Source organism: Wukongibacter baidiensis, assembly GCF_050888315.1.
In the GTDB taxonomy this organism is placed as follows: Bacteria; Bacillota; Clostridia; order Peptostreptococcales; family Caminicellaceae; genus Wukongibacter; species Wukongibacter baidiensis.
On sequence record NZ_CP138202.1, the window covers coordinates 265,614 to 278,654 of the forward strand.

Annotated in this window: 13 protein-coding genes; 11 read left to right on the forward strand and 2 right to left on the reverse strand. The window is 33.0% G+C overall.

The features are described 5' to 3' along the window. Positions 1-510: 510 nt before the first annotated feature. The gene (locus R9X47_RS01260) at positions 511-723 is read right to left on the reverse strand and encodes a hypothetical protein (RefSeq protein WP_432664870.1); all 213 of its coding nucleotides are present in this window, start codon (positions 721-723) and stop codon (positions 511-513) included. 564 nt (positions 724-1,287) lie between these two features. Here R9X47_RS01260 and R9X47_RS01265 point away from each other — a divergent pair. From R9X47_RS01265 to R9X47_RS01275, 3 genes are all read left to right on the forward strand, one after another. Then, positions 1,288-1,710, forward strand: coding sequence for a VOC family protein (locus R9X47_RS01265; protein WP_432664872.1), 423 nt, complete (start codon positions 1,288-1,290; stop codon positions 1,708-1,710). A 450-nt stretch (positions 1,711-2,160) separates the two neighbouring features. Then, positions 2,161-2,469: an RNHCP domain-containing protein gene (locus R9X47_RS01270; RefSeq protein ID WP_432664873.1), complete on the forward strand. Its 309-nt coding sequence runs from the start codon at positions 2,161-2,163 to the stop codon at positions 2,467-2,469. A 249-nt stretch (positions 2,470-2,718) separates the two neighbouring features. Beyond that, positions 2,719-2,904, forward strand: a complete 186-nt coding sequence (locus R9X47_RS01275; RefSeq protein WP_432664874.1) for a hypothetical protein — start codon at positions 2,719-2,721, stop codon at positions 2,902-2,904. A gap of 216 nt (positions 2,905-3,120) precedes the next feature. Here the strand turns inward: R9X47_RS01275 and R9X47_RS01280 are convergent, their stop codons facing one another. Beyond that, positions 3,121-3,726, reverse strand: a complete 606-nt coding sequence (locus tag R9X47_RS01280; RefSeq protein ID WP_432664875.1) for a hypothetical protein — start codon at positions 3,724-3,726, stop codon at positions 3,121-3,123. A gap of 769 nt (positions 3,727-4,495) precedes the next feature. Between R9X47_RS01280 and R9X47_RS01285 the strand changes: the two genes are divergently transcribed. The 8 genes from R9X47_RS01285 to R9X47_RS01320 all read left to right on the forward strand — a co-directional run bounded on the left by R9X47_RS01285 (position 4,496) and on the right by R9X47_RS01320 (position 12,963). Continuing rightward, positions 4,496-4,627 (forward strand): hypothetical protein, encoded by a 132-nt coding sequence (locus tag R9X47_RS01285; RefSeq protein WP_432664876.1) that lies wholly within the window; start codon positions 4,496-4,498, stop codon positions 4,625-4,627. Between the two features lie 469 nt (positions 4,628-5,096). After that, complete coding sequence (locus tag R9X47_RS01290; protein ID WP_432664877.1) at positions 5,097-6,656, forward strand: DUF4489 domain-containing protein; 1,560 nt, start codon at positions 5,097-5,099, stop codon at positions 6,654-6,656. 484 nt (positions 6,657-7,140) lie between these two features. Beyond that, positions 7,141-7,551, forward strand: a complete 411-nt coding sequence (locus tag R9X47_RS01295) for a YkvA family protein (RefSeq protein ID WP_432664878.1) — start codon at positions 7,141-7,143, stop codon at positions 7,549-7,551. Between the two features lie 431 nt (positions 7,552-7,982). After that, positions 7,983-8,912: a carbamate kinase gene (gene arcC, locus R9X47_RS01300; protein ID WP_432664879.1), complete on the forward strand. Its 930-nt coding sequence runs from the start codon at positions 7,983-7,985 to the stop codon at positions 8,910-8,912. A gap of 10 nt (positions 8,913-8,922) precedes the next feature. Beyond that, on the forward strand, positions 8,923-9,342 hold the full coding sequence (locus R9X47_RS01305) for a carbonic anhydrase (protein ID WP_432664880.1): 420 nt from the start codon (positions 8,923-8,925) through the stop codon (positions 9,340-9,342). Positions 9,343-9,449: 107 nt separating this feature from the next. Then, on the forward strand, positions 9,450-10,640 hold the full coding sequence (locus tag R9X47_RS01310) for an L-lactate MFS transporter (protein WP_432664881.1): 1,191 nt from the start codon (positions 9,450-9,452) through the stop codon (positions 10,638-10,640). 171 nt (positions 10,641-10,811) lie between these two features. Continuing rightward, the gene (locus R9X47_RS01315) at positions 10,812-11,186 is read left to right on the forward strand and encodes a hypothetical protein (RefSeq protein WP_432664883.1); all 375 of its coding nucleotides are present in this window, start codon (positions 10,812-10,814) and stop codon (positions 11,184-11,186) included. Positions 11,187-11,508: 322 nt separating this feature from the next. Further along, complete coding sequence (locus tag R9X47_RS01320; RefSeq protein WP_432664884.1) at positions 11,509-12,963, forward strand: cohesin domain-containing protein; 1,455 nt, start codon at positions 11,509-11,511, stop codon at positions 12,961-12,963. The last annotated feature ends 78 nt before the right edge of the window (positions 12,964-13,041 follow it).

Consider the following 13,041-nt stretch of genomic DNA (forward strand, 5'->3'; position numbering starts at 1 on the left):
AATTTTAAACTCCTGTTTGTAGGGGTTTATTTTTGTATAACAAAAATAGGGTGTCTCATAATGGCGAATTTCTGCGTAATTTGAAATGTTCACCGACTTGGCACGTACACTATAGAGATTCTAGTAAAGACTTCAACTTATACAGGTCCAAAACTCTTAAAAACTCTGAGTATTTGTACCTGTATAAATTGAGTTTTACTAAGAGCTCTACACAACTAGCCAAACCGTTGAAATTTCAAAACCTTAACCCCGGATTATTTATAGAAAATTTAAAAGGGTGCAAGTAGTTTTGATTCTAAGATTTTCATCAGGTTCGAAGGCATACCTGTACCGTACGTCGAGAATTTGATGGATGTCTTAGGATTAAAAGGACGCAGCAGAGTTTTAAATTTTCTATGAATAACCCGGGGTTAGCTTCACTCATTCTGAAACACCCCGGGCTGAACCTAGAAGAAACCCTTATGAAACAATCCAATTACTTTCAATGTGTAGAATTGCTTAATACTAAGCCTAGTTATTGTTATTGCCAGACTCATCTATTACGGCACCTACAATAGAGAAAGGCAATACTTTCTCTAATAATATAGTACGATCATCAAACAGAAGTGTTTGTCTGATATCCACAATACCAGTTAGAGCTGATACAAAGATGTCATCAGCGATTTGCTCTTGAGTTACATTAGTTACTATCTGTATATTTGCATCAGGTTGTTGATCTACCATCTCTTCCACCTCCTTTCGGTATAACGTATTCAGAAGGTAGAAGTTTTGTACCAAAATTTGGGAAAAAATAAGTTCGAATTACTCTGTAGGTATTTTTTATAGAAACCTATTAAGCTTTATAGCTACTTATCTCTGGTGACTTTTGAAGCGATAGCTAGAGAACCGAATAAAGGTAGAAATATAAACAATGTGAACACAAAAACTGAGATTGAATAAGGGAAACTTTCTATAGAGGTTACTACATATTTGGCAAACATTCTACAGATATAGCTTGCAAAAAATGTAAAGAAAGTTCATAAAATAAGGCGAACAGTTTTATTTACACGTATTAGCTTATTCATGGCAGAAAACAAAAACATTAATGGTATAAAACTAGATAAAAAAACTGATATCAAAGTATAAATTGCCATATTATCACCTACTTCAAAAAATAAATACATAGTAACTAATTATATCATAAATCTAATGCTAAAGAATCTATAGATTAACTATAATTTTCATGTTATGATAATTTAAGGAATTAATTAGTTGTAATAAATACGATCTAAAGGAGTGCATAAAAAAATGAAACAGTCAATTGTACATATAGCCTTGGTTGTTAGAGATTATGATGAAGCTATAGAATTTTATACAAAGAAGCTAAATTTCACGTTGATTGAGGATACTTATCAGCCAGAGCAAGACAAACGTTGGGTAGTTGTAGCTCCCCCAGGATCAACTGGTACAACAATTTTACTAGCCCGCGCTTCTAAACCTGAGCAAGAAGACTTCATTGGTAATCAGACAGGCGGAAGGGTATTTCTATTTCTTAATTCTGATGACTTTTGGAGGGACTACAATGATATGGTTTCCAAAGGAATAGAATTTGTGAGAGAACCTAAAACAGAATCATATGGTACAGTAGCTGTTTTTAAAGATCTATATGGAAACCTATGGGACTTGCTTCAACTAAATGAAGATCACCCTATTTCTAAACGAATGGGATAACTATAGTTAATGAAGAACGAGGAGACTCGGTTGTATTTATCCTTAAAATTGTGATAGAATTTAATGTAGGAATAGCTAGATAATTTTTATACTCATTATAATTTGGAGGGATAAAATGATTCATAACATGCTATATTCTATTCATGCCTGATCGGGGACGAAGGCCGATGTCAGTGAGGTTGAATATACACATACCGGTGGAAGGTGGGCCCGAGTAAAAAGTTATCCGCCTTACAGTGGCCAATACAAAGTAAAGAAAAATTGGTCGTGGTTCGGATTTAAGGTTGAAAAAAACCTTAATGAAGCAGGAAAAGGAAGTAATCGCTGACCCTAAAGGAACTGGCGGTGAATTTGTCACTATTTCAACCAAGCCTGAAGAGTAATTGCAGAGCAAAACGGAACCCGAACTTCTTGGTTTATAAAAATAAATCAAGATGAGGGAGTTCGGGTATGAGTAGAAAAAAAGAAAATACAGGATTTATCTGTGAACGTTGTAGTGAATATGTATATCCATTAAATAATGGGAGCTTTAGAAATCACTGTCCTTTTTGCTTGTATTCAAAGCATTTGGACAATAAACCAGGAGACAGAATGAATCAATGTAAAGGCCTAATGAAACCAATAGGTATCAGAAATAAATCAGGTAAAGGGATGCAAATAATACACAGATGCATGAAATGCGGTAAGGAAAAGGTTAATAAAATTGCTGAATTTGATAATCAGCCAGATGATATTGATGTGATAGTTAAATTGATATAGTAGCTTTAAAATTGAATTTAGCAAAATTTTGGGGCTGTCTCATAAAGGAATCTTATGAGTACAGCTATGGGGTGTTTTGGAGTGAGTGTGGTTCAAGGTTTTGAATCTCGCCATATATGAGATACCCCCTTTTCTATTTTTTGGGAAAGCTTTTTACCTTTAGAAGCCGAATCAAATACTGACACAGTAATGCTATGCTTAAACATAAAATAATACTAACTTAAGGTACATGGGGAGAGGGAGATATTTATGGACAAAAATCTTGAAAATAAGGTTAATAAATTGTTGGTAGAATTAGGTGACATAAAACTTGAGTATGCTGAAAGGGTAAAGAAGGATAATAGTCATGGAAGAGGAGATTGTCATGAATCATGGGAAACGGAGGGAATTGACTTAGCTATAGATCTAATTAAGAAATATTTCGAACAAACATAATTGGAGCAAAAACTAATGTCGCATGGATGTTAATCTATCCATGCGATAATTTCAATTAAATCATTTTAAAATGATTTAGAGATATAGAGATTCCAGTCAAAACTTTAATTTATACACATCAAAAATCCCCAGAAACGTCGGATATTTTGATATGTATAAATTAAGATTTACTTGGAACTCTCTATATATAATTTTTTAATTTGATTGTCCATATAACTATGGTCTTGGATATGGACTAGGAAATGAACTTTGATACGGCCATGGAAACATTACAGGATATGGTACAAAATACGGCATTGGGTACACAACAGGAAATGCTCCCGGATATAATGCAGAAAACGGTGCTGGATGTGGATTAAAGGTCTCTATTGAATATTGTCCAGGTAACGGCATTGCGTATGGTCCGGGTAACGGGCCTTGGATTGGACCAGGGAATGGCCTAGTTTGCAATCTTATAATCGACATCCTAGCTGGGCTTATGCGTGGTCTTGTTGGCCTTAAGGATGGTCGCCGCCCAGGGCTTATGCGTGGCCTTGTTGGCCTTAAAGTTGGTTGCCGCCGATGTTCTGAAGTTGATTCTGGAATTAACGGAGAAACTCCAACTAGATCAGTATAATGAACACTAGTAAAATCATCATGTATCCCAATAATTTCTATATCTGCCATTCCAGTCTCGTCATGATACTTTACAAGACGACCTGTAACTGTACCTACATCTTTAATAGTTGTTTCAATAAATCTTCCTTCATGGGACTTTAGTAGTTCTTGTGTAATAGGAAGAATAGGGCTTTCTTCCTGTTGCGGATAAGAATACGTAGACATTATAGTTATTTACTCCCTTCTTTTTTTGCGGCCTTATTAAGTCTATACTTTATTTATTTTACTAAGCAAAATACTTGGTTATCAAATGAGACACCGCTCATCTTAAAAGGCTTTAATATCATAATATGCATATAAAGTGATTTTGTTAAAATCATTCAGACATGCAGATTTGAGTGCTAAACGGGAAAATATTACCAAAAATGTGCAAAAAAAAAGCATCTCTAAGAAGATATAGTCGATATTAAACAGTGTACTAAAAATATAAAGTCCTCAACTAATTATGTGAGGACTATTTTTTACCAACGTTATTAAGTTCCGTAATCTAATTATCTATATGGATATGGTCTGAAATATGGTCTGCGATATGGTCTTCCATATAGTCTTGGATATGGGAAAAGGTACGGTCTTGGCCAAAAACCTAACCAAGGTCTTGGACGGTAATATATAGGCATTATAGTTATTAACTCCCTTCTAATATGCTAATTTACTTGTTTTATAGAGCTATAATAACATAATATGCAAAAATAGTGATTTTGTTAAAACTATTAAAGTATGCTAAATAGGATTTTTACTAAACCAAACAATATATTTTAAACCTTGTTATATTTTGCAAACCACCCTAATGTTTAACAAAAGAAATATAAAATAATAAGCCCCCAGCTAGTATGTGAGGACAAATTATTTAATCAACTCCACCAAATTTTTTAATCTGATTCTCTATATGGATATGGTCTAGGTCTAGGATGTGGCCTATGATAAAGTGGTGGATATGGTGGAGGGAACGGAGGTGGATACGGTCTATGATGAGGCGGAGGATATGGAGGGGGATATGGTGGTGGATACGGTCCGTAATGAGGTGGAGGATATGGTGGTGGGTACGGAGGCGGATACGGTCGTATAAATGGTCTTGGCCGATAATAATATATTGGCATTGTGCTTATTAACTCCTTTCTTTTAAATTAGTTTATTTGTTTTAAAAGGCTTCAATAACATAATATGCACATAGAGAAATTTTGTTAAAATTATTTAGATATGGAAAATAGAGCATTAGCGAAGAATGGGGGCAAAGAAATAGAGCTTGAAAATTTCAAACGCTATTATCTCAAAGACATTCCTAAAAACTCATTAATATTTTCGGAAATAGATTCAAATGTTGTAACCTCATTTAAAAGAATTGCTATAAGATTTCAAGCTAATCCCTCTTTGCTTTATATTTTTTAGAGTTAAGTGTTAACCTATCCAAATATAAAATTGAGATCTTACTGCTAATACTAAATATTCACTGTCAATTAAGACTATGGTTACATAATATATAGTGAAAATTAGAGTCAAGCTGAATTCTAATAGAATATTAAGGAGGTTAAGAATCAGTGAGTAATAATCAAGAACTTCAATTTTGTGAACCTGTTAGCAATTTTACTAAATGCAAACTAAATCATCTCAAACCTAAAAAAATACTATTAGAATGTGGGGAGGGAGCTGGGAGAACAACCTTTACATCATCAGATGATGCTTCATTCCAATTAGCACATGTGACTGTTGAAACAACTTTTTTAAACAGAACAGAAGTTTTAATAAAGTTTTCTAGTACTGTACGTATGGTTAACCTAACGCCTTCAATTCAACAACCTGGAACAGTTGTATTAAAATATGAACTGCTTAGAGTATGCAATGGCGGAGACCCAATATCACTAGGGATTTGGATGTTTGATGAAGTTAATGTCAATTCTAATTACTTTGACAACATTGAAGAAGCATTCAGCTTCATATATTGTGATTGTCTCATATGCCAAGGCTGTTGTGATTATTTTGTAACTATCACACCCGTTGAAATAGATGATGCTATAGCAACCATTAGTAATGGAAGGTTAGTAGCATTATCTCAATCTTTATGTGATTCTTTAGAGCAATATAAAGCCCTTGACACTAAAAATAAAGATACCAAATTCAATCAAAACCATCCTAGGCCTAAAGAAATATTATTAGAGTGTGGACAGGGCAATGGAGGTATAGTATTTAGAGAACCAACTGACCCGCCATCTAATATAGCCTATGTTACTATTGATACTAACTGTTTAAGTAGACCTGAAGTATTAATAGATTTTTCAAGTATAATTAAACTTGGTAGAGGTTTATTTAACACTATCCTTCAGTTTGAATTATTTAGAGTTTGCGATAATGGCGAACCAGTATTACGTGGAAACTGGAGATTTGAAAGAACAGGAGCTAATCTTACACATGAATTAGATGAGGCTTTTAGTTTTATATTTTGTGAGACTTTAACTTGTCATGAATGCTGCGAATATTTTGTTAAAGTCACTGTCTTAGATATATTGAGTATTGGAGATGCCTCTGTGTTAATAGATAATGGAAGGATGACTGCATTAGCACAGTCAACAAAGGATTGCTATTATCATGATAATTATGAAATCCGCAATGAGAAATGTGACTGCATAGATTGTAAGTCACAGTCCCTTAAACCTAGGAGAATAGTATTAGAATGTGGAGAGGGAACTGGAAGTAGAACTTTTACACCATCATCCGATGAAACTCCTTTTCAATTGGCTCATACTACTATAGATACCACTTATCTGTATAAGCCTATGGTGAATATTGAGTTTTCAAGTATTGTGAGTTTTGAGAATTTAACAACCCTACCTGGAGATGGAAGATTACGGTACGAATTATTTAGAGCGTGCGACAGTAGAAAGCCAATAGCACTAGGCGTTTGGTCAATAGGAAGAAGAGTTTTCGCAGGGTCTGCTATTGATAGAGTAACAAACACATTTGATTTTACTTTTTGTGACTGTATAACCTTTCCTAGCTGTTGTGAATACTTTGTAACGGTTACACCTATTGGATTAAGAGGTACAGATTTCACAGTAACAGTCAGTAATGGCAGAATGGCTATATTAGCAAGTGACGGGTAGAAAAGATATATAAGTCTCAAGTTAATATCAATTTTCAGTCTATTAATACAGAAATAGGAACTACTCAAAACTTGTATTTACTGAAGAAATATGAATGTTATTTATCAGCAAATTTAAGGCTCTAAAGTTTTATATGCTACAAAAATAATTGCTATATCAACGAGTACATCGGTAAATGATTTTATAATTGTCAAAAGGGAAACAAAATTAAAAATTGAGGAACCAGTCATAAACATTACCTCCTTTTATAAATATGTAAATATATTTTAAGATAAATTCTTTTTGCATATGCTATCCGAAAAGGAGTATCTTGATATCCTTTCAATAAAAGCAAATACTATAAACTTATATCTCAAAAGGATACGGCATAGAAATATAGGAAAGTATAAACTTTAACTGTGGAAAAATTGAGAGTTATAAAAATATTAGGTATAATGTTTTGTGTAGATAAAGCTCACAAATTTAAAGGGGAGAGAGAAAATAGATGAAAGATAACAATGAATTAATGGAGAATGAATATTCAAAAAACTATTCTAAAGATTTGTTATTTGATAAGATATTAAAAACTGCACAAAAAGCAGGAATAAATGTGATTTATGCAGGGTTACTATTATTTTATACACTACAAAAACCCGTAATCCCTAAGTGGGCTAAGGCAACAATAATTAGTTCACTGGGATATTTTATTTCACCGATAGATGCTATTACTGATATAACACCAGTTGCTGGATATACTGATGATATAGGCGTTTTAGTATTAGCTATTGCATCGGTTTCTATGTTTATTGATGATGAAGTGAAGGATCAGGCGAAATCAAAGCTTAGAGATTGGTTTGGCGACTACGATGAGGATTTAGTTGAAGATATAGATAAGAAGGTTAATGATAGCAAATAAAATAGAGAATTATAAGAAGATCTATTTTGAAGATAAATCTTTTTTTCGTTTTTAAGGTATGTTGTTAAGTTGATGACATTACAACTTATTTATTTCAACTAAATAATTAATAGGAATTCTTTTAAGCTCATAACAGAAGGGATAGAGTATTTACTCTGTCCTTTTGCTGTATAAAGAAACTTGGGATATAGTTTTATTTAAAAAAGTGTTTGACAAGATGAGAATAAAATATTATACTGAAATCAAATATACTAACTACCTTGGTAGTTAGTATATTTATGTAAGAATTGTAAAATATGAGATGATTGATTCTAAATGTTGATTGAAAAATCAAAAAACTGAAAAAAGTAGTCAATAGCTTTTAATGACATGACTACAATTCTGAAAAGGATAGCTAATAACTCACGAAAAAGACTAAAGGAGGACAAAAAATGAGAATAGTAGTAGCTTTAGGCGGAAATGCGCTTGGAAAAACACCTGGAGAGCAATTGAATCTTGTAAAAAGTACAGCTAAGCCAATAGTTGATTTGATTGAGAAGGGAAATGAAGTTATTATAGCCCATGGAAATGGACCTCAAGTAGGTATGATAAACTTAGCTATGGAAACAGCTTCTAAAACAGAGGCTGCAACTCCAGAAATGCCGTTCCCAGAATGTGGCGCAATGAGCCAAGGGTATATTGGATATCACCTTCAAAATGCTATTAGAGAAGAATTATTAAGTAGAGGAAACAAGAAACCAGTTGCTACTGTAGTGACTCAGGTTATAGTAGATAAAGATGACCCAGCATTTGAAAATCCTACAAAGCCGATAGGAGCATTTTATACAGAAGAGGAAGCTAAAAAACTTGAAGCAGAAAAGGGCTACATAGTGAGAGAAGATGCTGGTAGAGGTTGGAGAAGAGTTGTTCCATCACCTATTCCTGTAGATGTAGCTGAAAAAGAAACAGTAAAGACATTAGTAGACAATGGACATGTAGTTATAACAGTTGGTGGAGGCGGAATTCCAGTTGTAGCGGAAGGAAATAGCCTAGTAGGAGTACCAGCAGTTATAGATAAAGATTTTGCAAGTGAAAAGATTGCTGAGATATTAGATGCGGATTATCTAATAATATTAACAGCAGTTGAAAAGGTTGCAATCAACTTTGGAAAGCCTAACCAAGAGGTATTAAGTGAAATGAATTTAGCAGATGCAGAAAGATATATTGAAGAAGGACATTTCGCTCCTGGTTCAATGCTTCCAAAGGTTAAGGCTGCCATGAAGTTTGCAGCATCAAAGGAAGGTAGAAAATCACTTATAACAGCTCTTGAGAAGGCAGGAGAAGGAATTGAAGGTAAAACGGGTACTTTAGTGGTTAAGTAAAAGGTTTTCCTTGAAAAAATCAAAGAAGAAAGAGAGTAATAGACTAATGAATTCAAACACAAAATTTGTTACATCAATAAATTGTATGGATGGAAGAGTTCAATTACCTGTAATAGAATTTTTAATGGAAGAATACAATGCTCAGTATGTTGATATGATTACCGAGCCAGGTCCAAATAAAGTTTTGGCGGAATGCCAAGATTCTGATATTATTGATTCTATAAAAAGAAGAGTTGAAGTTTCTACAGAAAAACATAATTCTAAATTAATAGCTATAGTTGGACATTATGACTGTGGAGGAAATCCTGCAGAGGAAGAAGAGCAAATAATACAAATCAATAGGGCAATTGAAAAAGTAATCCCATGGAATGAAAATGTACAAGTCATTGGACTATGGGTAGATGAAAATTGGAAGGTTAATAAGTTATAATTTCCTATGTATTATAAAAAAATATATGAAGAGTACCATAAAGCTTAGCATAAATAAATATCTTATAACATTTTATTATTCTAAGAAATCATACTAAGGAGGATTTTATGAAAACAAAACAGCAATTATTATTCAACGTAAAGAACAAGTACTTAGTTTTAATTGGAGCACTACTTGCTCAAGTTACAATAGCAGGTCTTTATGCTTGGAGTATCTTTGGAACTGCTATTCAAGCTGAAAGAGGATGGGGATCAAATGAGATTCTATTTACTTATGCTCTTGCACAATTTATATTTGCATTTAGTACTCTCTTCTCAGGTAGATTAGTAGACAAAAAAGGACCAAGACCGGCACTTATAATTGGTGGATTATTATATGGTGGAGGACTAATTTTATCTTCATTTGCAACATCACCTTTTATGTTATATCTAACATATGGGGTCTTAACTGGAGCAGGAGTTGGTTTTGTATATGTATGCCCACTTTCTACTTTAATCAAATGGTTCCCTAAAAACAAAGGTATGATTACTGGATTAGCAGTAAGTGTTTTTGGTGGAGGAAGTATCATTTTCAAAGAAGTTATTTCTAGACTTTTGGTAGGCTCAAATGTATCTGGTGCATTTTTAAATCTTGGACTATTTTCTATGGTTTTAATTCTTATTGGAGCAGTATTTACAAATAACCCAGAAGGATTTGAGAAGAAAGCAGCTGAAAAACAAGAAGGAGATTACACTACTGGTGAAATGATAAAAACTCCTAAATTCTTTAAAACTTGGCTCATGTATTGGCTAGCAGTAATTCCTGGACTTTTAGTGTTAGGTGCTGCTAAAAACATTGGAATCGAAGTGGCTGGTTTAGATGGAGCTGTTGCTGCTGGTATTATCTCCATACTTGCAATTTCAAATGCTGGAAGTCGTCTAGTTTCCGGAACCTTATCTGATAAGTTTGGTACATTAAATGTATTGAGAGCAGTATTTGTAATCACAATCATTTCATTATTATCATTAAGTTTCTTAGCTGGTATTAAAGCGATGTTCTATCTTGGTGTAATCGGTGTTGCTATCGGATATGGTGGTTTCCTAGCACTATTCCCAACATTCACTAATCAAGAATTTGGATCATTCAGATATGCATCTAACTATGGAGTGATATATCAAGCCTACGGACTAGCTGCATTATCTGGTATCTTTATTAAAACAATGGCAGGAAGCTTTACAAACACATTTATCATTTCTGCTGTAGCTGCAACAATTGGTTTAGTGTTAGCATTTATGATTAAAGAAAGAAAAGCAGTATAATTAACTTTAAATAAATACTAGTATTGACATTTAAACTTATAACAACAAGGACGGAGAATTCACTCTGTCCTTTTATTTTTAACATTAAGGCAATTCTAAGACCCTCTTATGGTGTAATACTCATATTAATATTTAGACAAGCATATATATGTGGTATATAGGAGGGATCATATGAACTATGAAAGAGATATTAAAACGTATATCGATGAAATATTAGAAACTACGAAGAAAAAGAATCAAAGTTCAATGTTAATATATTTACTTTGTTTTGGTATTACTATATTAATGTTTGTATTGTTATTGATTCAAAGCTTCAATACTGGTATAACTGGAAATACTGTTGCTTTAACATTATCCTTTGTTGCTATAGTTTTAGTAATGATGCAAATATATTTTACAAATGAAGATAACTCTAGAGAAAAAGTTGTATGCTTATTGATTTTTGGTATTTATGCAACATTAAATAATAGGGGGAGCATTAATAAGAAAGATAAAGAGCTATACAAGAAAATATTAAGTGAGATTAGTGACAGTAAATTAGAATAGAACTTCTAAAAAGTAGAATGAATTTTGTAGTAGCTGATAAAACTTTATAATTTGAAATAATAGAATATGAAGATTAATGTTATTAAGGGTAAGGCTTTGGCTTTATCCTTTATTGCTTTTGGTGCTAAAGTATTGATTAGAATAGTTGTTGAATCCGTTTTTTTACTATTATAGAAAGCAAAAAAAGTTGCGCTAAGGTTTAGCCTAGTTTGATTAAGCGAGCGGGTCGAAAAATGTCGTTAAATATTTCTTTAAATGTAATAAAATGTCGACTATAATATAATTTGTATCCAAAATCATAAATTGCATAGGAGGAGTAAATATGAGAATTAGAAAGTGTGGAATGTATTTTATTTTATCAGTATTAATTGTATCATTTGCTTGCATTAGCTCAGTAATTGAAGTACATGCAGCAGAAGGTATAACAATCAACAACACTACTTTGAATTTTAATAACATTTATTATGTAGATGGAGCCGATGGTGATGATACGAGTGGTGACGGTTCTAAAGCGAATCCATATGAGACTTTTACCAAAGCCTATAATGAATGTGCATTGACAGGGGATGCTATATACCTAGTTGGTAAAGAAGGGGTCAATTATAATGATTATATCGGTGCAATTAGTAAGGAAATATCTATAATTGGTGATGGACTATTAAGTAAATTAGACTTTGGCGCATCCCAGTCAACTTGGAGCAGTTCATCTGCTGATATCAAATTGTATAGGTTAAATATTAAAGCAAGAGAACTTTTTAGACAGTCTGGAAATCATAAGTTTCAATTTTATAACTGTGTTTTAGAATTAGACATTGCTTTAGCAAATTACAATACACCAGTGAGTTATCCTGTGGAGTTTTATAACTCTGTTATCGACGCTAGAAACACAGGATACGGTGCTTACAGAGACGATTCATATATGGAAAATTCACTTATTATAGGTAATGCTGATCGATTTGGTAACTATGGAGATTCACATTTAGTAACTACACAAGTTAATGATAATCTTATTGAAGATCAAGTTAACTATACAGAAGACAGCACAGCATTTTCATATACTATAGACTCTAATTATAATATATCGGGAATAACTTGGGAACACATAGGAACTGGTACAAATCCTGATGGAACACAGGCTAATATAGGTGTATATGGTGGAAAATTTGCATGGAGCGAGTGGGAAACATCTGAAACTCTAAGTCTAGATATCGAAGCACCAAGTTACGAAATACCAGGCGGAACAGAATTTGAAACTTTTGTTGTCATAAAAGAAGCAAATAGTATATATGCAGAAGATATTAATATAGAATATGATGAAAACTTATTTGAACTTGTTAGCGCTGAACCAGTAGACTCTGCTGATTTGAAAATATACCATGAAGAAACCTCAACGGAGGGAGAAGCCAGATATGTAGTAGCAAGTAAGGGCGAAGAAAATGGCTTAGATGGAGACGAGCAAATATTAAAATTAACATTCAAAGCTAAGAATGTTGATGGTTCAGGAGATATTGAAGTTTCTTCTGGTCTTGTTGCTGATGGGGATGGTAATGAAATAACACCAACTTTTGGAGGAAAGACATTTACAATTACTAAACGTAATCTAGGCGATGTTAATAAAGATGGTGAGTTTACACTAGGTGATTTAGCAATTGCAGGGCGATTGTTTGAATCAAGCTCTGATGATTGGGGCAGCTTTGAACCAGATGTAGATGCGAATGGTGATGTAGAAGATATTGATTTAGTAAGTATAGTACAATCAATATTAGATAATGAGTAGTAAATTTATGAATTAGATAAGGATAGAGTTTTTTACTTTATCCTTTTTGTTTTAAAAAAGTTAAAGTATTAGTCAACG